Annotated in this window: 23 protein-coding genes; 16 read left to right on the top strand and 7 right to left on the bottom strand. The window is 41.8% G+C overall.

Features of this window, described 5'->3' with window-relative positions; translation table 11 throughout:
• From G7Y65_RS08415 to G7Y65_RS08455, 9 genes are all read left to right on the top strand, one after another.
• Window positions 1–410, top strand: a 410-nt coding sequence (locus G7Y65_RS08415) for a DDE-type integrase/transposase/recombinase (protein WP_165314798.1), incomplete at its 5' end; no start/stop codon positions are given.
• 308 nt (window positions 411–718) lie between these two features.
• On the top strand, window positions 719–886 hold the full coding sequence (locus tag G7Y65_RS08420) for a MerR family transcriptional regulator (protein WP_224133470.1): 168 nt from the start codon (window positions 719–721) through the stop codon (window positions 884–886).
• Window positions 887–1,200: 314 nt separating this feature from the next.
• A complete protein-coding gene (locus G7Y65_RS08425) occupies window positions 1,201–1,656 on the top strand; it encodes a CopY/TcrY family copper transport repressor (protein WP_075269766.1) in 456 nt (151 codons plus the stop codon).
• Window positions 1,657–1,821, top strand: a complete 165-nt coding sequence (locus G7Y65_RS08430) for a heavy-metal-associated domain-containing protein (protein WP_231467341.1) — start codon at window positions 1,657–1,659, stop codon at window positions 1,819–1,821. It begins immediately after the preceding gene.
• A 174-nt stretch (window positions 1,822–1,995) separates the two neighbouring features.
• A complete protein-coding gene (locus G7Y65_RS08435; RefSeq protein ID WP_231467344.1) occupies window positions 1,996–3,993 on the top strand; it encodes a heavy metal translocating P-type ATPase in 1,998 nt (665 codons plus the stop codon).
• A gap of 146 nt (window positions 3,994–4,139) precedes the next feature.
• Window positions 4,140–5,666: an ABC transporter permease/substrate-binding protein gene (locus tag G7Y65_RS08440; RefSeq protein WP_165314799.1), complete on the top strand. Its 1,527-nt coding sequence runs from the start codon at window positions 4,140–4,142 to the stop codon at window positions 5,664–5,666.
• Window positions 5,667–6,638 carry an ABC transporter ATP-binding protein gene (locus G7Y65_RS08445; RefSeq protein WP_137600992.1) on the top strand — a complete coding sequence of 324 codons (972 nt, stop codon included), beginning with the start codon at window positions 5,667–5,669 and terminating at the stop codon, window positions 6,636–6,638. It begins immediately after the preceding gene.
• A 77-nt stretch (window positions 6,639–6,715) separates the two neighbouring features.
• Entirely contained in the window at window positions 6,716–8,047 is a 1,332-nt protein-coding gene (locus G7Y65_RS08450; RefSeq protein ID WP_165314800.1) for a dihydrolipoyl dehydrogenase family protein, read from the top strand.
• 195 nt (window positions 8,048–8,242) lie between these two features.
• Entirely contained in the window at window positions 8,243–9,607 is a 1,365-nt protein-coding gene (locus tag G7Y65_RS08455; RefSeq protein WP_165314801.1) for an FAD-dependent oxidoreductase, read from the top strand.
• Between the two features lie 245 nt (window positions 9,608–9,852).
• Here the strand turns inward: G7Y65_RS08455 and G7Y65_RS08460 are convergent, their stop codons facing one another.
• Window positions 9,853–10,722 carry a glycine betaine ABC transporter substrate-binding protein gene (locus G7Y65_RS08460; RefSeq protein WP_042494241.1) on the bottom strand — a complete coding sequence of 290 codons (870 nt, stop codon included), beginning with the start codon at window positions 10,720–10,722 and terminating at the stop codon, window positions 9,853–9,855.
• A gap of 477 nt (window positions 10,723–11,199) precedes the next feature.
• Between G7Y65_RS08460 and G7Y65_RS09390 the strand changes: the two genes are divergently transcribed.
• Window positions 11,200–11,292 (top strand): putative holin-like toxin, encoded by a 93-nt coding sequence (locus G7Y65_RS09390; RefSeq protein ID WP_228179853.1) that lies wholly within the window; start codon window positions 11,200–11,202, stop codon window positions 11,290–11,292.
• A gap of 340 nt (window positions 11,293–11,632) precedes the next feature.
• On the opposite strand, the gene G7Y65_RS08465 is transcribed toward G7Y65_RS09390, so the two are convergent.
• From G7Y65_RS08465 to G7Y65_RS08490, 6 genes are all read right to left on the bottom strand, one after another.
• Window positions 11,633–11,875, bottom strand: coding sequence for a hypothetical protein (locus G7Y65_RS08465; RefSeq protein WP_042494239.1), 243 nt, complete (start codon window positions 11,873–11,875; stop codon window positions 11,633–11,635).
• Between the two features lie 209 nt (window positions 11,876–12,084).
• Window positions 12,085–12,366 (bottom strand): hypothetical protein, encoded by a 282-nt coding sequence (locus G7Y65_RS08470; protein ID WP_042494237.1) that lies wholly within the window; start codon window positions 12,364–12,366, stop codon window positions 12,085–12,087.
• 338 nt (window positions 12,367–12,704) lie between these two features.
• Window positions 12,705–12,905: a DpnD/PcfM family protein gene (locus G7Y65_RS08475; RefSeq protein WP_042494235.1), complete on the bottom strand. Its 201-nt coding sequence runs from the start codon at window positions 12,903–12,905 to the stop codon at window positions 12,705–12,707.
• Between the two features lie 8 nt (window positions 12,906–12,913).
• On the bottom strand, window positions 12,914–13,099 hold the full coding sequence (locus tag G7Y65_RS08480; protein ID WP_042494231.1) for a hypothetical protein: 186 nt from the start codon (window positions 13,097–13,099) through the stop codon (window positions 12,914–12,916).
• A complete protein-coding gene (locus G7Y65_RS08485; protein WP_042494225.1) occupies window positions 13,099–13,530 on the bottom strand; it encodes a hypothetical protein in 432 nt (143 codons plus the stop codon). The genes G7Y65_RS08480 and G7Y65_RS08485 overlap by 1 nt, the downstream gene beginning before the upstream one ends.
• Before the next feature lie 37 nt (window positions 13,531–13,567).
• The gene (locus tag G7Y65_RS08490; RefSeq protein ID WP_042494223.1) at window positions 13,568–13,786 is read right to left on the bottom strand and encodes a hypothetical protein; all 219 of its coding nucleotides are present in this window, start codon (window positions 13,784–13,786) and stop codon (window positions 13,568–13,570) included.
• Window positions 13,787–14,208: 422 nt separating this feature from the next.
• Between G7Y65_RS08490 and G7Y65_RS08495 the strand changes: the two genes are divergently transcribed.
• From G7Y65_RS08495 to G7Y65_RS08520, 6 genes are read left to right on the top strand one after another with little or no spacing between them, the layout of a single operon-like run.
• Window positions 14,209–14,463 (top strand): hypothetical protein, encoded by a 255-nt coding sequence (locus tag G7Y65_RS08495; protein WP_042494222.1) that lies wholly within the window; start codon window positions 14,209–14,211, stop codon window positions 14,461–14,463.
• Window positions 14,453–16,687: a toprim domain-containing protein gene (locus G7Y65_RS08500; protein WP_147161887.1), complete on the top strand. Its 2,235-nt coding sequence runs from the start codon at window positions 14,453–14,455 to the stop codon at window positions 16,685–16,687. The genes G7Y65_RS08495 and G7Y65_RS08500 overlap by 11 nt, the downstream gene beginning before the upstream one ends.
• Window positions 16,684–17,280: a hypothetical protein gene (locus G7Y65_RS08505; protein WP_165314802.1), complete on the top strand. Its 597-nt coding sequence runs from the start codon at window positions 16,684–16,686 to the stop codon at window positions 17,278–17,280. Before G7Y65_RS08500 ends, G7Y65_RS08505 begins: the two co-directional genes overlap by 4 nt.
• Complete coding sequence (locus G7Y65_RS08510; RefSeq protein ID WP_165314803.1) at window positions 17,277–19,163, top strand: AAA family ATPase; 1,887 nt, start codon at window positions 17,277–17,279, stop codon at window positions 19,161–19,163. Before G7Y65_RS08505 ends, G7Y65_RS08510 begins: the two co-directional genes overlap by 4 nt.
• Complete coding sequence (locus tag G7Y65_RS08515) at window positions 19,160–22,255, top strand: type IV secretory system conjugative DNA transfer family protein (RefSeq protein ID WP_165314804.1); 3,096 nt, start codon at window positions 19,160–19,162, stop codon at window positions 22,253–22,255. Before G7Y65_RS08510 ends, G7Y65_RS08515 begins: the two co-directional genes overlap by 4 nt.
• 18 nt (window positions 22,256–22,273) lie before the next feature.
• Window positions 22,274–24,475, top strand: a complete 2,202-nt coding sequence (locus G7Y65_RS08520; protein ID WP_165314805.1) for a pLS20_p028 family conjugation system transmembrane protein — start codon at window positions 22,274–22,276, stop codon at window positions 24,473–24,475.
• The last annotated feature ends 18 nt before the right edge of the window (window positions 24,476–24,493 follow it).

Here is a 24,493-nt window from a genome sequence, read left to right on the forward strand (position 1 = left end):
CTTATTTGGAATTACGTCCAGGAACCTGGGTTTATCTCAGTTCTATTTACGAACCAAAGGTTCATCAAGTTCTTGCTTTCAAGATTGGTCGTCAGATGGAGGCGACGTTAGTTGTAGAAACGATTAATCAGGCGCTTGAATGTCATCAGAAGCCACAATATTTTCACTCTGACATGGGTTCACAGTACACCAGCAACGAAGTTGAAACTTTACTTGAACGGCATCAGATTAGCCACTCATACTCAAAACAAGGTTATCCTTATGATAATGGGCCAATTGAAGCTTTTCGCTCATTGTTGAAGAGAGAGTTTACCTTTCAAACAACTTTTTCCAATTTTGAGGACTTGGTAATCCGAACCTCAAATTACATCAGTTGGTTTAATTCCGACAGAATTAGAACGAGTGTTTAGAAAAATATGTGCCATTTATTGACATAGGAGCACTAGCCGGTACGACGCCGTTTATAAGCCGTCACTTGTGAATTTCAAAAATTCGCCTTGTGAAGGCTTATTTGTTGCACGATACAACTTGTGAAATCCGGCTGGTTCACAATCTATACCACCTGTTTTCTCTCACCGGTAGGGCTCGGCCCTGTTCCACCTACAAAAACACCCAGAAATCACGCCGTTTTAAGCTGAAATCCGGGTTTTGAAAAATTTTCGGAGTGCGGTACCTCTCGGTGCCAAAAAAGCCTGTCCATAATCTTGACATCAGCGCCGTGTTCGAAGACGACCCGACTACCATTCCAGCCCGTAAAGACATTCTAGGCGAAGCAATTAATACGCTTAACGAAAAGGTAAAAGAAATTGTTGATGCCCGTGATTATTTACAGTGGAAAATTGACAACTATGATTCTCACATGATTGAATCCGAAAATAAATTATAGAAAACAAACGAGGTCCGGGCGATGATTGCCTGGACCTCGTTTATTCTTTTTGATTAAACTTTCGGGGTAGCTCCGGCCCCTCGCGGGGCTATCTAAAAACCACTCCAAAGTATTGACATTATTCCCAACATTCAATCAATTTAAGAAGTAAATCAATGGTAACCTTATAATTAGTATTAGGTAAAGATAGGAAAACAAAGGCAATAATAGCTGGTTACATTTATTTAAAAAAGACTTGACAAGAATGGTTTACAATAGTAAATTTATCTCAAGCATTTACGTTTACGTATGTAGACGATGAGGAGGTAAAGAGAATGAGTACAATAGTAGTTAACCCTCATATCACAAATGCTGAATGGGAAGTTATGCGTGTAGTCTGGGCGAATGGTCGAGTGACTAGTAAAGAAATCATCTCCATATTGAAAGAAAAAATGGACTGGAAACAAGCCACTATCAAAACGCTCTTAGGTCGACTGGTTGAAAAAGGCGTACTAAATACAGAGCAAGAAGGTAGAAAATTTATTTATACTACCAATATTGAAGAGAAAGAAGCCGTAGGAAATTATACAGACGATATTTTCAACCGTATTTGTCGAAAGAATGTCGGGAATGTAGTAGGGAGTATCATTGAAGATCATGTCTTAAGCTTCGATGATATCCAGCGACTAGAGGAAATATTAGAGATGAAAAAAGCTTTCGCAGTAGAAGAAGTGGATTGTCAGTGTACAGAAGGGCAATGCGATTGCCATTTACATCATCATGGAGAATAAGTGGCGAAAAAATTGGAGAATAAATCGTTTGCCATAGAAGGGGTTGAATCTGTAGAGGTTGATTTAGCGACTAAAAAAGCAGTACTTGAAAGTCAAACAGAGATTGATACCGAAACGCTCAATGTTGCTTTAGCAGAAACTAACTATTCAGTATTAAGTGCATAAAGTACGAACACCATTTATTCATAGATAGTAGATAGAGATAAAGTATAGAACCCTTTTCATGAGAATTATATGCAGTGTTAGATGAGAAAGTTCTAAAACTTTAAAATCAGTCTCTAATATAATAAGGAGGAATTAAAAATGAGGAATAACAAACAACATTCGTCACATAGTCAGATGGATCACGGCAAGATGAATCACAGTGAAATGGATCATAGTGTGATGGATCACAGTGAAATGGATCATGGAGGACACATGATGCATATGGGTGATATGAGTAAAAAGCTCAAAGTGGCTATCATTCTTATGATTCCGCTTCTACTCATTTCACCAATCGCGGGCTTTACTATCCTTAAATTCCCCGGAAGTGAAATTTTGCAACTTATCCTTGGTACAATTATCTTCTTTTACTCTGGGACTCCTTTTTTTAGCGGAGCAAAAGGTGAATTAAAAAGCCGTAAGCCAGCCATGATGATGCTGATTACAATGGGAATTACCGTTGCCTATGCTTATTCTGTTTATGCCACAATTATGAGTCTTAACGGACATATGGGCATGAACTTCTGGTTTGAACTGGCAACTTTAATTGTCATTATGTTGATTGGTCACCTGATTGAGATGAAAGCAATCATGGGTGCTGGCGATGCATTGAAAGATTTAGCAAGCCTTGTTCCCAAAAAAGCTCACTTAAAAAGTGGGAAGGATGTGGAGCTTTCAGAACTAAAAGTTGGCGATTTGCTTTTAGTGAAAGAAAATGAAAGAATTCCTGCAGATGGCCTTATATTAAGTGAAGCGCTCGTTGATGAGTCAATGATTACTGGTGAAAGCCGAGCAGTCAATAAAAAAACAAATGACCTTGTTTATGGTGGTTCCCTCAATCAAAACCAACCATTTGAGATGAAAGTCACAACCCTTGGAAAAGATTCATTTCTCAATCAAGTGGCCGAATTAGTCAAGAAAGCCCAAGCTCAAAAATCTAATTTGGAAAATATGGCTGACAGAGTGGCTGGTTACCTTTTCTATGCTGCACTTATTGTCGGTATCTTCTCATTAATTTTTTGGACAATTAGTTCTAACTTTAGTTTTGCTCTTCTTCTTGCGGTTTCTGTTTTTGTAATTGCATGTCCACACGCTTTAGGTCTTGCGGTTCCACTTGTTGTTTCTCGCTTAACCAGTATTTCTGCTAAAAATGGTTTATTAATTCAGAACAGAACCTCTTTGGAAAAAATAAATACAATTAAATATGCCTTAATGGATAAAACAGGAACATTAACTGACGGTAAGTTTATTGTCCGTAATGTTATTAATTTTACTGATGAAACAGACATTCTCCAAATCATGGCAGCACTTGAAGGAAGTTCCACTCACCCGATTGCTCAATCAATCGTTTCAGCTGCTAAACCTCTTGAAAATCTAAAAGTTGAAGCGGTTGAAAATATTCCAGGAGTTGGAATTAAAGGGCAAGTTAATCAAAACTTTTATCAAATTGTTAACTATAAATATCTTCGTGAAAATCAACTTTCTTATGATGAACAAAAGATTGATCAATATTTAGATTTAGGTTTAACTGTATCTTTCCTAATCAATGAACAACAAGATGTTTTAGGATTTATTGCCTTAGGAGATTCTCCTAAAGCAGACGCGAAAGCCTTTATTAATGGTTTATTAGCCCAAGGAATTACCCCTGTTATGCTCACGGGTGATAATAAAGAAACTGCTCAAAAAATTGCTAGTGCACTAAATATTCCCGAATTTAGAGCGGAATTAAAACCTGAAGATAAAGCAGAAATTGTGAAAGAATACCAAAAGAAAGCCGGCGTTCTTTTCATTGGTGACGGTGTCAATGATTCCCCAGCTCTTGCAACTGCTACGATTGGTTTTGCGATTGGAGCAGGAACTTCGGTTGCTATCAGTACCGCTGATGTCGTCCTAGTTAACTCCAATCCAAGTGACGTCCTAGATATGATTAATATCTCTAAACGTATGCTTAGAAAAATGAAACAAAACCTCTGGTTTGGAGCAGGCTATAACATCATTGCTATTCCTGTTGCAGCGGGTATTCTTTATCCATTTACAGGGATTTATATTGATCCTCTCATTGCAGCAGTCCTGATGTCAATCTCAACCGTGATTGTCGCAATCAACGCGATGGGATTGAGGTATGATAAAAAATAGAAGAGCACATGCTCTTGCTCTGGAAGCGTTTCATTCAATTGAATTGCCGGTGCGTATTACTATGATTTTTGGCGGATTATGCTACGATTAAATACATGGATAATTAAGAAGTTATTAAGCAATAAAGGTGAGCACTGGAGGTTAGCATGCAGACATTAATACAGACGTTTATAGATCGACGCGGGGATTTGCTGACTGCACTATGGCAACACTTGGGGATTTCATTAGCATCATTAGTCATCGCAATGGTAATTGCGATTCCGTTGGCTATTTGGGTCGTTCGACGACCACGTTGGGCCGAGGGATTATTACAGCTCACGAGTGTCTTACAGACGATTCCGTCTTTGGCACTGTTAGGGTTATTGATTCCGTTAGTTGGGATTGGAACGGTGCCAGCAGTAATTGCGCTGGTGATCTATGCTTTACTGCCAATTTTTCAAAATACTTATTTGGGTATCTCTTCAATTGACGCCTCAATTGAAGAGGCCGCCGATGCCTTTGGGATGTCACGAATGCGTAAGTTGTTTAAAGTTGAACTACCCATTGCCCTACCACAGATCATTGCTGGGATTCGGACCGCGCTCGTCTTAATTATTGGGACGGCTACTTTGGCCGCTTTGATTGGTGCTGGGGGTCTCGGGACCTTTATCATGCTCGGTATTGACCGTAATGATACCTCGTTATTATTGATTGGGGCTATCTCATCAGCATTGTTAGCAATTCTGCTGAGTGCGCTCGTTCGGTGGTTTCAAACGGCTAAACCACGCCACGCCTTAATTGTCTTTGTCGGTATTTTAGCTTTACTAGGTGGTGGCGGGGCTTATAGTGTTTATGCCAATCGAGTTGAAACAATTACGATTGCAGGTAAACTCGGTTCTGAACCAGAAATCTTGATTAATATGTATAAGCAGCTGATTGAAGCTGAAGATGAGCATGTTCATGTGACGCTCAAGCCTAACTTTGGCAAGACCACGTTCTTATTCAGCGCGTTAAAGAATAATCAGGTTGATATTTATCCTGAATTTACTGGCTCGGTGCTGGAGACCTTAGTTAAGGGAAATAACCCAGCTGGTCAAACAGCTAACCAGACCTATCAGCTCGCCAAACAGCGCCTCGCTAAACAGGAACAAATGACTTACTTGAAGCCGATGCAGTATAACAATACGTACGCATTGGCAGTGACTAAGAAATTTCAACAAGAACATCATTTGAAGACAATCAGCGACTTAACGCAAGTTGAATCGATTCTGAAACCCGGAATGACCCTAGAGTTTATTGATCGTAATGATGGCTTAAAAGGAATCAAGAAGACTTATGGGTTAGACGTGACTGCAAAGTCGATGGAGCCGGCGCTACGCTATGAAGCTATCAGTAAGGGGAAAATCAACTTGGTAGATGCCTATGCGACGGATAGTGAATTACGGCAGTATCACTTGGCCTTATTGAAGGATAACAAGCACTTCTTCCCAACGTATCAAGGGGCACCGTTGATGAAGACAAGCTTTGCCAACAAACATCCTAAGGTCGTTAAAGCGTTGAATAAGTTAGCAGGAAAGATTTCAGAAACTGATATGCAAGAAATGAACTATGAAGTCAATGTTAAGAAGCAGTCCGCTTCGACGGTTGCACATCGCTATCTTGTGAAGCACAGTTTATTGAAGGAGGGACGTTAAATGACAACGGCAATTGAATTTCAACACGTCCAGAAAGACTTTAATGGGCAGACCGTGATTCCCGACCTTAATTTAACGATTGACCAGGGTGAGCTATTTGTTTTGGTAGGGACTTCTGGGAGTGGCAAAACGACGTCACTTAAAATGATCAACTGCTTAGAGCCATTGACGGCTGGTAAAATCCTAGTTAATGGTACTGATACAACCACGATACCAGTCCGAAGTCTACGGTGGCAAATGGGGTATGTCTTACAGCAAATTGCCTTGTTCCCAACGATGACGGTGGCGCAAAATATCGCCGTGATTCCAGAAATGAAAGGGACAGCTAAGAAGAAAATTAATCAAACGATTGATGAGCTATTGGCGGAAGTTGGCCTCGATCCAAAGGAATACCGCGACCGAATGCCGTCAGAATTATCCGGTGGTGAGCAGCAACGCATCGGTATCTTACGGGCGATTGCGGCGCAACCAGATATTGTTTTGATGGATGAGCCATTTAGTGCGTTAGACCCCATCTCGCGGCAACAATTGCAAGACTTGGTCTTACGGCTACACGCCCGCTATCACAACACGATCGTCTTCGTGACGCATGATATGAATGAGGCGTTGAAGTTGGGTGACCGGATTGGTGTCATGCAACACGGTCAGTTAATACAAGTCGATACGCCGGCTGCTCTGGCTCAGCATCCAGTGAACGACTTTGTGCGGAACTTCTTTGGCGCGAGCCGAGCTAAAAATGTCTATGATGTCTACGTTGGGCGTGTAGGGCTTATTCAGGGTTATCTCACAGAAAAACCCAGTGTTGCGAGTGGTCGGATTCAATCGTTAGACGTTCAAGCCACGTTACGCACCGCCTTTACGGCATTGACAGATCACGATTATGTGGCGGTCACGGAAGAAAATCGGGTTGTTGGCTATTTGGATAGCCAACGAATCGTGGCTTACTTGAGTCAACATGAAGAAGTATCTTAATCGTCAATTAAGGATGAATCAGTTACACTAGGTTGTGATAATTGATGGTCGCTAATGAATTTAAGGAGGAATTTCGAATGGCGGAACAGTACGATGTTGTTGTGATTGGTGGCGGACCAGCCGGCAATGCCATGGCTAGCGGATTAAAGGCTCAGGGCAAGACAGTGTTGATCGTTGAAGCGGATCTGTGGGGCGGTACTTGTCCTAACCGCGGTTGTGACCCTAAGAAAATCCTATTAAGCGCCGTCGAAGCGCGAGAAGCAGCGCAACATTTACAAGGGCAGGGCCTGATTGGTGCGCCCAAAATTGATTGGCCAGCACTGATGGCGCATAAACGAGGCTATACGGATGGCATCAACGATGGGACGTTGAACGGACTAAAGGGGCAAGATATTGCGACGTTACATGGTCAAGCGCACTTTCAATCCGACAATCAGTTAGCGGTCGGGGATCGAGTAGTCAGTGCGACTGATTACGTGATTGCCACTGGTCAGCGTCCGGCGATTCTACCGATTACCGGGCACGAATACTTTAAGACGAGCACTGACTTCTTAGATTTGGACCAGATGCCTAAACGCGTGACATTCGTAGGTGGTGGCTACGTAGGCTTTGAATTGGTGACGATTGCGAATGCCGCTGGCGCTGATGTGCACGTGATTCATCATAATGACCGCCCGTTAAAAGCTTTTGATGCAGATTTGGTTAAGGATTTGATGGCCGCAATGACGGCTGATGGAATCACGTTTGACTTGAATACGGATGTCCAAGCAATTACTAAAACGGCGACCGGTCTACAATTGACAGCTGATAATTTCGAGCTGACAACGGATCTGGTCATCAGCTCAGCGGGACGGATTCCGAACGCGGACCAGTTAGGTCTAGCCAACGTGGGCGTTACCTTTGATCGGCATGGGATTCAAGTCAACGATCATTTGCAGACGGCCAACCCGCACATTTATGCCATTGGGGATGTCAGCGATACACCGGTACCGAAGTTAACGCCAGTTGCAGGTTTTGAAGCGCGTTATCTGGTCGGTGAGTTGACGCATCCCGGTGCAGCCATAAAGTATCCCGTTGTGCCAACGCAGGTTTTTGCAGCGCCCAAGTTAGCGCAAGTCGGGATCAGCGCGGCCGCGGCGACTGAGCATCCAGATGAGTATCGTGTCAATACACTTGATATGACGAAGTGGTTCACTTATTACCGCTTTGGCGCACAACAAGCCCAAGCTAAAGTAGTGGTTGCTAAAGCGAGTGGGCAGGTTGTGGGTGCTACCCTTCTAAGTGATGTTGCCGACGAGATGATTAACTACTTCACGTTGTTAATTGAAAAACACGTGACTTTACCAGATTTACAACGGTTGGTATTGGCTTACCCAACGCCGGCTAGTGACTTACAATATTTGTATTAATGTGTGGTTGAATTAATCAACGTCCTCGCAAAGTGTTAAACTATGAAACCCCATATGAAGTATTTTTTGACAAACCGTTGCACTTAGTTTGACAATTCGCCGACTTAATTTGATAATTTAAGACAAAGAAGTGTATACTTAGTTGGGTAAATAAATTCTATTTACGATAAACATTGACCTTTGGGGGTAATACGAATGAAATACGTTATAGTAGGAACTTCGCATGCTGGTTTTGAAGCTGTGCAAACTCTATTGAAAAAAGACTCAGATGCAGAAATCGTTGTATTTGAAGCTGGATCAACCGCTTCTTTCTTATCATGTGGTATTCAGTCCTATCTAGAAGACATTTCAAAATCTTTGGATGAATTACACTACGCAAATGAAGCATCATATAAAGAACAAGGCGTTGATATCCGCATGAACACAAGTGTGATTGCCATCAACCCAGACACAAAAGAAATTACAACACGCACTACTAACGGTGTGGAAGCTACAGAAAGTTACGACAAACTATTGCTTTCTCCAGGTGGTGTACCAGGTACAATCCCGAATGTAGATGACCAACACGAAAACATCTTCTACTTACGTGGTAGAAACTGGGCAGATAAAGTGAAAAATCGTATGTCTTCAGCTAAAAAAGCTGTAGTTGTTGGTGCTGGTTACATCGGTATCGAAGCAGCAACTGCTTACGCACAAGCTGGCATCGACGTAACAGTTGTCGACTTTGTTGATTCAATCTTACCAACTTACCTTGACAGTGAATTCACTAGTCTTCTAACAAAACATGTGGAAGAAAAAGGTATGAAGATTAAAACTGGCGAAGGTGTAAAAGAATTTAAAGTCAACGAAAACAACGAAGTAACTGCTGTTGTCACTGACAAAGGCACTTACGAAGCAGATACAGTTATTATCAGTGTTGGGGTTCGTCCAAACACACAATGGTTGAAAGACACTTTAACCCTTGATGGTCGCGGCTTTGTTGAAGTCAACGAACACATGGAAACTTCAGTTAAAGATGTTTACGCTGCAGGTGATGCAACTGCTATTCCTTTTGCACCTACAAACGACAAAGCTTACATTGCTTTAGCAACTAACGCTCGTCGCCAAGGTGTCATCATGGCTCGTCACGCAAGTGGTGATGCAGACGCTAAAATTGGTCGCGTAAACGGTACATCAGGTCTTGCTGTATTTGACTACAAATTCGCTACTACTGGTATCAAGGATGCTAACGCAAACTCTTACCAAGGAAATGTGAAATCTGTTTACAAAGAAGACTTAATCCGTCCTTCATTTATGCATGACGAAGAAAAAGTTTTAATGAAGCTTCATTACGATGCAGATAACGGTCGTATATTAGGTGCTCAATTAATGTCAACTTATGACATTCTTCAAGCCATTAATGCTGTATCTGTTGCGATTGAAGCTGAATGGACTGTAGACCAATTAGCGCAAGCTGATTTCTTCTTCCAACCAGAATTCAGCCGTCCTTGGAACTTCTTAAATGTCTTAGCGCAAGAAGCTCAAGGTCAACCATACGGCGCAGACACAATGCTTTTCTAATCCAAACGAAAGCCACTTTTTCACTACAGATATATAACATTCTTTATAACAAATAAAAGACAGGCGGTAGACTCTCATTTAATCTACTCGCCTGTCTTTTTCTTCTATTATGTAGCTCACGATATCCGGTTCCAAAGGTCAAACTCTTCCAACACTTCCCAAAATACGCCAATTACTTAGCAGTACTTGTTCGGCTTTTGCTCCAGCGCGCCGAGTCTTAGCGACTTTTGTCACACCTCTAATTTTTACTCTAACCAACCATCAACTGTTTCACGATTGGCTTCAATCCAATTATCTGCTGCTTCTTCTGGTTCTACATCTGTCGCTAATTCTTCCATAACAGAAGACATATCTTCAACTTCCCAGTAGAAGTTATCAATAATCTTATAGGCTTCTGGATTATCTTCCTTTAGCCCTTCTCTTGCGTATGAATGAATTTCCTCGTAGCCACCAAAGACATTTTCTGGATCGTCAAGCATCTTAAGATCATAATCCATGAACATCCAATGCGGCTTCCAACCAACCACAACTATATCCTCTTCATTATTGATAGCCTGATCTAATTCAGCAATCATAGCACCTGTTGAACTCACAGAAACCTCCCAATCGGATAGATTGTCATACTCCTTAACAGCATTTTGGGCACTGTTGGTAACACCTGCCCCTGGTTCAATTGCTGTAATAGTTGAATCATTTTCATCCGTGAGGTCGGTAATCGAATTGATATCTTCCATATATGTTGGAACAGTTAATGCTGAAATAGCACCTTCTAGGTTAGCCCCTAAATCAACCATCGAGTCACCATATTCCTCTGCATAGGCCTGGTGCGTTGTAGGCACCCAACCGCCGACCATAGCATCCAACTGCCCTTCTGCAACCGAACTAAACATGATGGCCGGGTCTACTGTTGTAATTTGTACGTTGAACCCTGCTTCTTTTAGCACCTGTGCCAGGACATTTGTTGAAGCTATTTCAGACTCCCAATTCACAGTTGCTAGAGTCACTGTTTGGCCACCAGAATCAGCACCTACAGTCGTTTTATACGAATCTTCACTGCCAAAGGTAAATAATAGCCCTATAACTGTTGCTACTAATAAACTCATTTTCTTAAACATTTTTACACGTCCCAAAAAATGTTTGAATTGGAAAACACCTTATGAAATCTTTTATAAAACTGTGTTGCACTTAATTTGACAATTTAAGATATAAAAAAAGAAATTTATCTGTTGTTATTTAACTAGCTAGGGAAAGTTATACTCTGTTAGTTTGTGGGGTCGATAATCCGCAAAAGATTGTGGATGAAATTAACAATCTAGTAAGTTGAAAAATAAATAAGGCTCTCAAAGAAATAATAAGGTGTTACGTAAACAAGCAGTAATGCATCTGATATGCTTAAAATGGTGAATGGTAAGTATTAATTAATCAATACAAAAAGTGCTCCAAACATTGGTGCTATCCTGTTTAGAGCATTTTTTATATTATAATAGTTGTGCAGGTTAAAGGCGGTGGCTGACTTTCTATTAGAAAGAGGGTGATGCCTATGAATGTTATTCATGGACACCAGAATCTAACGAAAGGAGGATTAGCCAGAAATGTCTTTTCACGATGCAATGTCCTTAGTGATATTGTTTGCGACTTTCTTGTTGGCGTTGTTGACGTATATCGACAACCACAACAAGAAGTAAGACAAATTAAAAACCGCCCTAAGCTTTGACGAGTTTGGCGGTTTAAATAAATATATTTAAGTCAGTCACCGTTAAAGTAACCTGGGCTCCGTGTCAGTAGCACGGGGCTTTTTGTTTACAAATAAATTATAACACAGGCTTTAAAAATCCCTAAATAGCTTTCTTCAATTACCTATACCAATGTAAGTTAACATAATGCCGGTTATAGTTAGTTGTTGATTTGACGGTCTTGCCAGTGGTTTGTGCAATCACGTCAATTCACAAACTCATTTTTTTACTGCCCGCCAATTTCACAAGCAGAAAATTTATAAAATTTCACAATCTAGACCATTCAGCAAATTTAGGATTGATTCAGATGATATTGTTGCCATTTATTGCGTATGTACCGCCATGACCAACCAAGACAAAAGGCGATGCCACAAAGGAACCATGTTAACAAAATCATGAACAACTTACCTAATAGTCCTAATACTAATTTAGCAATGCCTAAAATAATACCAAAAATATAGGCAACGAGTTTGGCTGTCCAACCAAGCAACACCCAAAAGATGGCAAAAAAGATAATTAAAATGAAGTAGGGCATCAGGGGCCTCCTTTCTGTCGGTTCTTAATGACATATGTATCCCAACTCAACCATGAGTCAGGGGTTCTGGCACACAGGTGTCAACAATTTGTTTTCAAGTTAATTGTCATGCATTAAAGGAGCATTTTTTTGCCAGAGCGATCTTTTAAGGCAGCCACGTTCCTAGGTTTAATATAACATGATTCAGTTTTTGCAGTAGTTGTTAGGTTTTAATAGCTGGGTTGCCAATTAGGCAGTTCTTGATTAATGATTTGCTGCAGATTTGATAGAAAATGGGCGTCAGACATGGTGGCTTGAAACGTCATCGCTAGGATAGCCCCTAAATAATTTACAAAATAGTGGGCGATAGTGGTATCACTGACCGTTAACCGAAAGGTTGCCGTTGCTAAATTAGGGGTGTTGGCGTCAATAGCCACCGAAACTTGATTGTAGTGTTGCTGGACACATAATTGATAGGTGTTTGCTGGGGTTGTAACGGTTGTCTTTATCATGTAGTTGCCTCCCTAAAAATTTTTCTGTTGGTCAATTGGCTTTGATTAACTAACCAAACTTTCATTTTGACAGGAGAAGTGTGATATAGGCACTGGCCAATGACAAGGGCAGCGAAGCTGTGCTATTTACCCTTGTCATTGGTCGTAGTGTTGCTTAGGGCATTAGCCCTTAGCAATCACTGCCTATATTAGGGTTTGGATGGCAAAAAGAAAGGTGTAGTAATCTAAGACGGTTGCGCCGAGCGAAACCGTTTGGCCCCGGTGGGGTCGGGGGTACAAGGGAGCCCCGCTTGCGGGGACTGGGGCACGCAGGGAAGGGCGCAGTGCGCCCCGATAATTTAGATTTCAACCCAACCGTTGTCAGTGGTTGGTGTATTGATGAGATATTGTGCATTCATTAAGTCAGTTGCAGATAACACGACTTGTTCATTCTGGTAGGCTTGTCTTACTTGTTGGTCAAGGTCATTTTCACTATCGACCGTAAGGGCAACGGTACGGGTTAGGGTTTCTTCAAACGTAACGTAAATTTCTTTTTTCATGGTTTCACTTACCTTTCAAAATCGTTTTTAACATGTAGATGAACCGATTGGGTATCCTCTGGGGTTAGAATAATCTCGCCGTTGTCGTACATGTGCATAGCTTGTTGACTTAAATCATCAATGTTCATTTCAGGGGTTAATTCAAGGGTCACTTCTTTTTGACGATATTCTTCAAATAAAATACGGACTTTCATTAGTCGTCTCCTTCATTTTTAAAGTGATACAATGTGCCGTTTTCTAATACTTCATTAAAGGTTGTATGTGTTTGTTCATTTAACATATGTGCCTTTTTTGTTTGCTCAAATTCATCACTGGCAACGGATAACGCTTGATACTGACTAGCTGACATAGTACTGGGTTTAACCCCAGTATCAATTAAAACTAAGGCTTGAAAGAATAGCCGGGGGCTTTCTTTTTGTAAGCCAATTAACATGTTGTAAATCGTTTCAACCAGTTTCACACTGACGTTTGCCGATACCATTTCTTCATAACCAGTCCCTAAAGCTTTTTTGTAGTGTTCTTTCGGGACTTTAGTTTCTTGATAACCGTAGGTTACATCTGCCATAGCTTGTGCCATTTTAGCAATGGGTAGTTTTGTAAAATCATCATAATAAGTTTTGGTCATAGTTATTCTCCTTGTTCAGCGTATTTAAGCAACGTTTTTAACTTTCGACATCTTTTTGATAGTCGGCATTACTTAAACGAATGGTTACTTGTTCATGATGTGCTTTTGCTGATTGTAAAGCGGTTATTAAGTTATCAATTTCTGCAGTTGATAAATCAATATCAGCAAAATTATCATTTGCAAAAGGTAGTGGTGTGGGTCGGAACCCATGCCATGCTAAAAACGTTAATGAAAAATCGGTTAAATTTTGAGACATAGTAAAACTCCTTTAATACTGACTAGGTGTGACGAAATTTTTTTCTGCCAGCAACCACCTGTTGTTGCTGGGTTTGTCGTTGTGACGGGAAATTTTTAGCAGATAGCGGGACCAAGCACAAGGGCGGCGTAGCCGTGTTATTTACCCTTGTGCTTGGTCCTAGTTGTCCTTAGTCGCGGGCGACTTAGGACTAACTGCTGTCATGCTATAAATGATAGGCACATAAGGCAGGCCCAGTGACATCAGGTGGTGGCAGGCGTAAGCCTGCTTAGACCCCCGCTTGCGGGGCCTGGGGTTATTAATAAATCTTCTTTGTATAACTGTTAAAAATTTCTTTGGGACACTTTTACATAGGCCTGTAAAAATTCGTTACGATAACCCTAGAATCAAGAAATTAAAACAATTTTTAAGGGAGATCACACATGGTATCAAAGAAATTAGCAATGCGTTTAGACAAGAAACAAACTGAATTAGCCAATGCCGAGGCCAAAGTTAAGGTCTTAAAAGGCGAAGTGGCCGAATTAAAGCAACAAGTCCAACTAGAATTAGTTAAAAAGTTACAAGATAATCTACACACTGATGATTTAGGAACGATTGAGCAGTTTATTGCCCAAGTCGCACCGACTGACACCACAACGTCGACAACAGCGGATGGAGGTGAATTAGATGGCCATTAATCGTGCCGCCATGAAGGCGTTACCCATTCAAGGGTATTTAGATTATAAAGGGATTGATTACACCACCGAACACAATCGTGTGCGGCTGGTTGATCACGATAGTTGTGTTATTAATACTGATAAGAATGTCTTTTTTTGGAACTCCAAACAAATTTCGGGTGATTTAGGTGACTTTATTGCCGCTTATGAGGAGGTAACCCCTAAAGAAGCGTGGGTCCGTTGGTCAGAGTATGGACGCCATTACAATGGGCAAGATGCAGCCGATAAAACGAAGTACGAAACACCTGCAACAACAGATAATTATCAATTTAATTGGCAAAGGTGGCGTACCGCACAAACGACAAATAATTCAGAAAATTATTTGGTAAATGAACGAGGTTTTGATGCCACATTTGTGCAACGTCTGGCAAACGCTGATTTTATTAAACAAGGTAAACCAAGACAGGACCGCCAGACAAAAGAATGGCAAAAACCAGCCATTTTATTTCCATGGTACGATGAAAATGACCAAGTCGTCGGTTTAGATCAACAAGGGACTGAAATTAATTTTGAAAAATATGGCAAGCGTGGGACGCAAAAGAAGGTCGCCGCTGGATCCGATACCCGTTACGGGTATAACTTTCGCACTGGAAATGGGGCTGATCAGTTGATTGTTTTTGAATCACCGATTGATGCACTCTCATATGCACAGATGCATTTTACGGAACCTCAAAATAAAAATACAACTTTCTTATCACTATCGGGGACGGATCACCAAAAGGTATTGTCTCAACTAGATCGCATGAAGCAATTAAACGGCCATTTACCCAAGCAACTCGTTTTAGCAACGGATAATGATTTAGCCGGGTTTAAAGCAGCAGCACCCTTTGATATGTTGCAATTTGAAGGTATGACAAATATTAGGCAAATCCCAACACAAGGTAAAGATTGGAACGATCAATTAAAGGCACATGACCTCGCTATTAAAACACTCACGATGGCTGAAAACCAACAACAATTAGCCGCACTAGAAACGTTTACACAACAAGCTAAGCCGGCTGCTAAAGCACCGGCAAGTGATGACAAGCAAATTGCACAACCACAACGCAAGACGCGTGAACAACGGCGTGATGACCGTAAGGGCAAGAGTCGTGAACGGAATGAAGAAATTATTAAAGATGCGTTGACGCGTGTGCAAAATTATCAGAATGATCCCAAAGAAGTGCAAAACTATTTGGATTTTGTGGCCCAGGGCCAAAACTATTCACCCCGAAATACACTACTAATTTATGGGCAACGGCAAGATGCCACGATTGTGATGGGTTATAAACAATTTGCTGAACGGGGCATTCAAGTGAATAAGGGCGAAAAGGGAATGAAGATTTATGGCGCCCCTAAAAATTTGCAAAGTATTGTGACTCCCGAAGGTGATCGTGTGTACTGGCGTGATGCCACTGCTGAACAACGCCAACAAGCCAAAGCCGGTGATTTAGAAACGCGCACGGTCAAGCACTATCCAATTGAAACGGTGTTTGATGTCAAACAAACCAATGCGAAATTGGATGACTTACCGAAGTTGTTACCCAACCGGCCGGTTAATTTAGCCACTGATCAATCAGCGGAACACCTGGAAACCGTTTATCAAACACTTAAAAAGTATGCGCAAGATGAACAACATGCCCGAGTGGTTGACCAAGACCAAGGGGCGATTAAATTCTTAGCGGATCATAAGCCGATGACAAGTCACGGAGTAGCCAAGGGGGCGACAGTGATTAATCGGCAAAAACCAGATGAACCAACAATTATTTTACGCCCAGATTTACCCGTGACGGATCGAATTGCTACGTTAGCGCATGAAATGGGGCATACGGCGTTACATCAACAAAGTGATGACAAGATCCCTAACGGGGTGCAAGAGTTGCAAGCTGAAATGACCAGTTATGTGGTCTTAAAAAATGTCGGCGTGGAACCTGGTGATATTAGTGAAAAATATATGAGTGATTGGACTAATCACTTAAAGGAATTTTCCGACCTAAAAGAGAAAACACCTAATCTAATAACCGATGTGACCAGAGCGAGTACGTCAATCACAAATTATTTATCAGATCGCCTCACAAATGGCCAACAAATAACGTATGCCCGGCGGGCGGTGCCTAACATCCAGCCAACCGCTGTACAAATGGCCACAAACCAGGTTACCCAAGATCAAGCCAATGAAACGAAAACACGAGGACAAGCAAGATGACCACAATACAAGGTAAGTTAGTCCAAATTGCCCAAGGCAACGGACTGTATATGTTAAGCGTGGATACTGAACAAGCAGCGGACGGATTACTAGAATTACCCGTCATGGCTGAACATTATCATGTGTTATTTCCAGCCGGTGATCCCGTTTTAAATGAAATCTATGAATTTACGATACAACCTGCTGATCAACAAATGACATTAGTTAATGTTTTCCCTGTTGATGCAGAAGTCATTCCAGCAGATTTAGTCCCGACTTTAACAGCAACCCAAGACATGGAATTACAAGGAGAACATTTTATGGATACGCAAAAAGCTAGTGCAGCGTTAGAAAAACGCTTAAATGCCATTCGACAAGATGATTCATTAATGCAGGACATTCAAACCGAACTGGATCAAGAAGCGCAAAAACGCTTAGCTAATATTAAAGCCCGCCAACAAGGACAAGGGATTGAACAGCTCTTTACAGCTGAAGAATTAGCCCAGCTGCAACAAAATAAACAACAACCAACTAAAACTGTTTCGCTGTCAGAACAAACCCGCGTTGCGGGTCAGGATGGTGAATTACCCTTGGGAGGAGATGATGACGCATGACAACCAGTTATTTAGACGTCTTTACTACGAATTTAAACCAGGTAATTGCGGCAGATCCAACTGAATACGGTGCCTTTGGCCGTGATGTTGAACTGGGTCGTTTGGTCCGAATTTTAAATCAACATAAGAAAAATAGTGCCGCTGTATTAGGTGAAGCGGGTGTTGGTAAAACGGCGCTAGTTGAAGAACTGGTTAAACGGATTTTAACCAATGATGCCAGCTTACATGGCACATTAGTTAATCGCGAGGTGCATTCATTAGAGTTGGCCAGTTTAATGTCAAATACTACGGGCAATAATTTTGCAGCTAATTTGCATCATTTGGTGGCGGAAGTCAAAGCCAATCCGCAGATCTTATTATTCATTGATGAGATGCACGAACTTATTGGGACGGGTGCAGAAGGTAGTTCCGGTATGGATGCAGCCAATATTTTAAAGCCTGCCATCGGTCGTGGTGAGATCCAAGTCATTGGGGCAACCACTAATCATGAATTTAAACAATATATTGAAGCGGATAATGCCATGGAACGTCGATTTGACAAAGTCATGCTGGATGAATTTACACCAGCACAAACCCGGACGACTTTACAACGCATTATTGCGGTTAATCCAGATCATCTGACCGTACCGGATGAGGTAATTAAGACAATCATTCAGTTTTCTGATCGCTACATTACCACGCATTTCTTTCCGGAAAAGGCCATTACCTTACTAGATAATGCTTTAGTTGAGGCAAAAATGAATGACCGTTCGGTCTTAACAACCCAAGATGTGGCCAGTATCATCAATGAACGTTACCGGGTGCCAATGTCTGTTTTAACTGAACAAGATAATGACCGGTTATTCCAGTTATATGAACGGATGCAAGGGCAAGTGATGGGGCAAAATGCCGCTTTAAAGAAAATTGTCACGAGTATTCGCGTGCGTGCGGCTGGATTAGGTGATATGAGTAAGCCATTATCATTTCTGCTGGCCGGTACACCCGGTGTGGGAAAAACGGAAACGGCTAAAGCCTTAGCCGTGCATTATTTTGGAGACGAACGGCAATTAATTCGCTTTGATATGTCGGAATTTAAATTTGCCAAGCAATCAATGGCGCGGTTTGCTGAACGAGCCGCTGAAGCTGGTAAGTTTAATCCCTATTCAGTTTTGCTACTGGATGAGATTGAAAAAGCAGACCCGATGGTGTTGGACTTATTGCTACAAATTCTTGATGATGGGCGCTTAACTAACGAACGCGGCCAAACGATTAACTTTAAAGATTTAATTATCGTCATGACCACCAATATTGGTCATCAATTAATTATCGAACGAGCTGCCAAAAGCGATAGTTACCGCCATGATCCACAACATCAAGTGACCTTCAGTAAAAACTTTGAAAATGCCTTGTTAGGTGCCGATTTAAGACAAGAATTTATCAGTCGTATTGGGGCGACCATTATTTTTGAACCGTTAGAAGTGCCAGACGTGAAGCGAATTATTGACTTGAAATTAACCAAACTTAATCGTCAAGCGCAACGACAAGGCTATCAATTGGTTTATCGGTCACAAGATGTCAGTCAATTAATTCCAAGTTTTGCCAGTGGGCAAGAATTTGTCAATGATCGGGTGGTTGAAACGCATCCATTAATTGATTTCTTAGTGGATAAGGGGTATCGCAAAAGCCTAGGTGTACGGCCATTAGATGATGCCATCATGGAATTTGTCGAATCACAAATGGCAACGGCGATCTTACATGAACGACGAACCGGCCAAGTGAACGGACATTCCTTTGTCTTTCGTGCCTGGGGGAATCCACCGGATGCGACGCATCCACGTGGTAGTTGGCAAGCCGTCGTCACACAAGCAGAATTACCCATCACACAAGAGGAGGTTGGTGCATGAGTAGAGAATGGTTTGGGAATCGTTATGAGAAAGCCCGGTCGTATGAAAAACAAAGCCAAATTCGTTTGCGCGGGCAATTTTGGTTTCAACTCATAATCTTTATTGGTTATTGTGCAGTAGGAATCGTGATGGCGCTACTCGTTGGCACATTAGCCGGGGCGCTTTGGTATATCATTCGATCAGGTCTCGGTAATATGGCCTTAAATCTATTCAATGTTTATTTTAAACCGGCTTTTAGCTGGGATTACTTACAACAATACGTGATGTTTTCCTTATCTGGTGGAGTTTTACATGAACATTCTTACATCATTTGGGCGATTATGTTGCTAGTGTTTGCCATTTTCTGTCGGTTAGGGGTTAAAAATTGGTATGACTGGGTGCAAAAATTTGGTGATCGCACCACTAATCAAAACCGTTGGGCGACACTAAATGAAATTGAACGCACTTATGTTTTAATTCCCGATCGGAACAAGTTTTACAAGGGGCCAGCAGGTCAACCAATTAGTCATATTTCGGGATATGCGTTTGCTTTTTTCAAATTACACCCGCTCCTTTGGCTAAAACAAGTGGTCAAAGCCCCACTGGGCTTAAATCGCGAAAGCTTTCCCAAATGGTACCAACAAGTGCGACCACGGTTGATGCAACTACCACTATTAAACAAGTATTTTGATGCCAAACGCACGGTTGAAGGTGGTTTTCAAGGCTTTTACTGGATTGATCCAAAACCGACACACGCGATTACCACCGGGGCAACCCGTTCTGGTAAGGACCAACGGCGAGGCTATATTTTTATTGATATTATGCGTCGAGCCGAAATTCAACCCAATATCATTGATACCGATGCAAAAAATGAAGATGCCAAGATGTCATTTATTCCGCTACAAAAAGCCGGGTATGAAGTGCAATTACTCAACATTGCCGACACGGATTGGTCTGAATCGTGGAACCCGTTTCAAGTTGCTTTGAATTATGCAATGGCGGGTGAATTAGATAAGGCCCGAGACGAGGCAATGGTGATTGTACAAATTATTGGCTCATCGAGTTCATCTGAAGGTGGGAATGATATTTGGGATAAAACCGCTGAGGATACGCAACTAGCGATTATTTTGATTCTCTTATGGTTAGCGATGGAGCAGGATGATCAAACGTTAGCCACGCCAGCCGGCGTGCCACAATTTATTAATTCAGTTAATCAATTTAATGATCCAAAGGATAAAAATTTGGATGGCTTGACGCAGTATTTCAATATGCTACGCAAACTAGATCCGATGCCACCGATTATTAATGAAGCTATCCTAAAGGCCGGGTCTTACTTAGGCGCAACAGGTGATACCAAATCATCCGTCATGTTTACCTTACAAAGTCGATCAAGTTTGTTTGCGTCAGAAACGGTGGCGCGTTTAACGTCACGTTCAACCATCCAAATTTCAGATTACGGTTTTCCCCGCATGTTAAAGGTTAATGTGCCAACAGATTATGCTGGGGCAACCGCCATGGTGGAACTTTACAAACGACAAGATGATCAAGCGCAAGGACATTACCTAGAACAAGATGCCGTGAAGGTTAGTCGAGCGGGGGTTATTCAATATCCGTTCCAGCATGTCTTTCCGGATGACTGGTTAATCAAGATTCATTTTGCGGATAAAGGTAATCCCAAGCATCTACAAAAATCATGGTTGCAAATTAGTGGTGAAAAGCGAATTAAACGCCAGTTGAATCACCAAATTAAAGTGGATCCACAGAGTCAACGGCCGGTTAAGCAAGTCGTCAGTTATCCGTTGCAACAACATTTAATCAATGATGAGATACCAGCTACCTTTAGCTTACGGTATTCAGAAAAACCTAAAGCCGTGTTTATCGTCACGCCACAAAGTAATGATAACTATGCTGCAATTGCGTCCTTGTTCCTAGGACAAGTTTTCTCCGTGAATACACAAATTGCCTCGGAAATCACAAGAAGAAAAATGGACCGACAGATTATCTACAAGTTAAATGAGTTTTCTATGTTCCCCCGGATTCCGGGGTTTGATAATTTCTTAACCCGTGGTCTAACCTACGGTCATATCGTTGATATGTATGTGCAAGATGACGTCCAAGTCGCTAAACATTATTCAGAGTCAGAAGCTAAAGAAATCATGAACAATATGTTGACGCAATTCCATATTCAAACCAAGGATCGGGATACCAACCAAGCCGTTTCAGATCGTCTAGGTGAGATTGAGGTGCAAAAGGAAATTGTGAACTCACAGATGGGTGAACAGCAACAAGATAAAGGAAATCGTCAAGTTTCTATTGATAAGATGCCATTACTGTCAGCCAAAGAGTTAGAGGAGTTGAACGATGGGGAAATGGTGATTATGCGAACGGCTAAGCGTAACGATAAAAAGTGGCGCCGTATCCGACCACTGCCAATCTTTGATACTGGGAAAACGTTGATGCCCAATGCCCGTGATCTCATTGGTCAAACTTATCGTTTGGATTATTACACTACCGACTTACGGATTAAAAACAATACCAAGCACTTGAGTTATCAAGATATTTTCCAAGATTACAGTGGTTATTATCAACAATTAGCTGCGCAAGTTAATCCGGAAAAAATTGTGACGGACGAAGACGATAAGTTAACAGAGCAAACACAAACGATCATGCCTGAACCACAAAATCAAACGTTAGCTGATACCACAAGCAACGATAAAATTGGTGAAACTAACGAGGTGGCTGAAAGCCAGGAAACCGCAACTAATGAATCTAATGCTGCTGATGACGATGAAGTCGACGATTTTACGATCTGGCAACGTGAATTTTCGGCACATGCCGACGAACCTTTGATATCAAAGATGGAGATGTCAAATTGGGCGTTTGTTCAACAAGTAGAAGATGCCATTGCCGACGCTTTAGATACGCCAGCCATAACGGCTGATACTGATAAGGTAGCAGTGCAAGCAGATGCCGTGGTACATAAATTCTTTAAGCGCCATGAACAATTAAACCAACAAGCAGCAATGCGTGATTTTATGGTCGATGATGACCGTTGCTTTAATTTGTTGATGACCATTGCGGAATTACGTGACGCACAAGAAGTAGAAAATTAAGAAAGCGAGGAAATGCACATGATAGGATTGGTACCACTGCCAGCAAATGGGCCCACCAATGCGTTTTATGAGTCATGGGCCGATTATTTACAACCAAAATCCCGGATGTTTTTGTCGGTCTTACAAATGATGTGTCAAGGGATTGCCGATTTATGTTATGACTTGGCCAATGCGGTTTTGACAGCGTGGAATGCTGCTTGGAAACTAGCCCAGTTTAGTACAATTTTTACTGAATCTGATGGCACGGGTCAAGATATTTCAGGGTATAGCTTAACCCAGTATATTGGTACATTTTTCATGATTGGGATTATTATTTTAGCCGTGATGATGGCCGTGCAATTAATTCAATTTAATTTAACGTCAGGGCGAAGAGGTAAAGAATGGCCGTCCGGCATCGTCACAGCCATTATTATCATTGCTTTAGTACCTATGTTAATTTCAGGAGGTACTAAAGTTGCAAAAAGTATGAATCAGGCCATGTTAGGAACAAATACTTCGTCGGCACAAAAAGGTGGGCACAGTATTTTAACTGATATTTGGCAAAATAATTCAGTTGATCTCAAAAAGTTGGCGCAAGCCGACTTTAAGGTCAAAGAAGGTAATATTCACGATTACAGTCCAATTAAAAAAACGTCGTCGAATGCGATTGTTAAATCGTCAATTTTTACAGATACGATGGACGACAAGGCCAAGAAAGTTATCAAAAATAAACAAGCTGTTAAAGTTTTTGACAATAAACAAGGTGAAAGTACAACTGAAAAGGTTGATAAAGGTGGTTGGTTAAAAGGAACCGAAGAAGTTTACCCTCGAGTCAAAGTAAATTGGATTGGGATTATCGCTGCCGAAATTGTCTTTGCCATTATCGGATTTTTGGCGATTATTGAATTAATCGTGCGTTTCTTCCGACTAGCTTATTATTCACTAACCCTACTGGCTTTAGCCTTTCGTGATATGGAAGGTAAAAAAGCGATGCAAATTTTACATGTGATGGAAGGTAGTATTTTAGGAATGGCATTGTTGCCGCTGAACCTTATTTTGTTCTTTGCTTTCGTCCAATGGGGTATGACGGCCATTAGTAACCAAAATCTATCATGGGGACCTTACACGATTATCAGTGTGGCGTTACTATTAGCAGCTGGTAAAGGCTTATTATCCGGGTTTGCTTTGATTGATGATTGGACCGGTATGCCAACGGGTCATGGCAATACTGCCAGTGGTTTGATTGGGGCAGCAGTCACCGGGGCAACAGTGGGTCGAGCCACCAAGGGTGTCACGGGTACAGCAGCACATATGATTGGTGGTGTTACGCGTGGTGCCGCAAAAGGCGGTAAAAAAGCTGTGGGTAGTGCCCAGTCGATGAAAGCCAAGATTGCCCAAGCAGGTAAGAATAATCAAGCGACGCAACAAGCGGTACAAGCAGGTGCCAATGCAAAATTCGGTAGTGATGGCACAAGTTCAGGAAAGCAAAAAAATAGTGCGACGACGCGCTCAGCAAATGGGTTGAATGGTTTGCCCGTTAATGCAGCTGCCAGTCAATCACCAGCAACTGGTGGTGGTGCTCATGAGACTATGAACAAAGGTGAGGATAACGGACAACAAGCGCCTGGTACAGCTACTCGAAAGGCGAGTCAAACGGCTGGTTCTAATGGCTTGCGTACACCCGCCCAAGCACATAACCCTGGCACACAACCTATTAGCTCATTAAGTAGTAGTAGTGGCAGCAGTCAATCAGCAACCACGAGTCAGTTAAGTCAAACGACCGGACAAACAACTAGTACAACTAATGGTAGCCTGCAAAGTACAGCCAAGCCGGCCATGACACCACCTAAACCAATGCCAGCAAGTAGTGTTAGTCAAAGTAGTGGTAGCCAACAACCAGCAACAAGCGTGACGGGTGGTACATCAAATACAACAGCACAAACAAGCACACCTCAATCAGCAATGCCAGGACGATCAGTGAGTGCAGGACCGCAGCCAACGACGAGACTAACACAACCAATTAATCAACCGATGACGAGTCAACCGGCACCTAATCAACATGCCAATAATGCGGGTCAGACAGTACAAAATAGCACGGGTCGACAAACGAGTGGTCAACCAACTAGACAGACGTCAGCTACCCGGCAATCATCAAATGCTGTATATGATAGACTTGAAAAGGAAGTACAAAATGATTTGCGTCAGGCTTATCCGAAAAAAGATAATCCGCAACGATCATAGTCAGGGCATGATGGAGGA

The organism is Weissella sagaensis (genome assembly GCF_010306265.1).
Classification (GTDB): Bacteria; Bacillota; Bacilli; order Lactobacillales; family Lactobacillaceae; genus Weissella; species Weissella sagaensis.

Coding starts and splice junctions, on each gene's coding strand:
- G7Y65_RS08425 (WP_075269766.1), top strand. CDS start 1,201: ATGAGTACAATAGTAGTTAACCCTCATATCACAAATGCTGAATGGGAA.
- G7Y65_RS08435 (WP_231467344.1), top strand. CDS start 1,996: ATGGATCACGGCAAGATGAATCACAGTGAAATGGATCATAGTGTGATG.
- G7Y65_RS08440 (WP_165314799.1), top strand. CDS start 4,140: ATGCAGACATTAATACAGACGTTTATAGATCGACGCGGGGATTTGCTG.
- G7Y65_RS08445 (WP_137600992.1), top strand. CDS start 5,667: ATGACAACGGCAATTGAATTTCAACACGTCCAGAAAGACTTTAATGGG.
- G7Y65_RS08450 (WP_165314800.1), top strand. CDS start 6,716: ATGGCGGAACAGTACGATGTTGTTGTGATTGGTGGCGGACCAGCCGGC.
- G7Y65_RS08455 (WP_165314801.1), top strand. CDS start 8,243: ATGAAATACGTTATAGTAGGAACTTCGCATGCTGGTTTTGAAGCTGTG.
- G7Y65_RS08460 (WP_042494241.1), bottom strand. CDS start 10,722: ATGTTTAAGAAAATGAGTTTATTAGTAGCAACAGTTATAGGGCTATTA.
- G7Y65_RS09390 (WP_228179853.1), top strand. CDS start 11,200: ATGTCTTTTCACGATGCAATGTCCTTAGTGATATTGTTTGCGACTTTC.
- G7Y65_RS08465 (WP_042494239.1), bottom strand. CDS start 11,875: ATGCCCTACTTCATTTTAATTATCTTTTTTGCCATCTTTTGGGTGTTG.
- G7Y65_RS08470 (WP_042494237.1), bottom strand. CDS start 12,366: ATGATAAAGACAACCGTTACAACCCCAGCAAACACCTATCAATTATGT.
- G7Y65_RS08475 (WP_042494235.1), bottom strand. CDS start 12,905: ATGAAAAAAGAAATTTACGTTACGTTTGAAGAAACCCTAACCCGTACC.
- G7Y65_RS08480 (WP_042494231.1), bottom strand. CDS start 13,099: ATGAAAGTCCGTATTTTATTTGAAGAATATCGTCAAAAAGAAGTGACC.
- G7Y65_RS08485 (WP_042494225.1), bottom strand. CDS start 13,530: ATGACCAAAACTTATTATGATGATTTTACAAAACTACCCATTGCTAAA.
- G7Y65_RS08490 (WP_042494223.1), bottom strand. CDS start 13,786: ATGTCTCAAAATTTAACCGATTTTTCATTAACGTTTTTAGCATGGCAT.
- G7Y65_RS08495 (WP_042494222.1), top strand. CDS start 14,209: ATGGTATCAAAGAAATTAGCAATGCGTTTAGACAAGAAACAAACTGAA.
- G7Y65_RS08500 (WP_147161887.1), top strand. CDS start 14,453: ATGGCCATTAATCGTGCCGCCATGAAGGCGTTACCCATTCAAGGGTAT.
- G7Y65_RS08505 (WP_165314802.1), top strand. CDS start 16,684: ATGACCACAATACAAGGTAAGTTAGTCCAAATTGCCCAAGGCAACGGA.
- G7Y65_RS08510 (WP_165314803.1), top strand. CDS start 17,277: ATGACAACCAGTTATTTAGACGTCTTTACTACGAATTTAAACCAGGTA.
- G7Y65_RS08515 (WP_165314804.1), top strand. CDS start 19,160: ATGAGTAGAGAATGGTTTGGGAATCGTTATGAGAAAGCCCGGTCGTAT.
- G7Y65_RS08520 (WP_165314805.1), top strand. CDS start 22,274: ATGATAGGATTGGTACCACTGCCAGCAAATGGGCCCACCAATGCGTTT.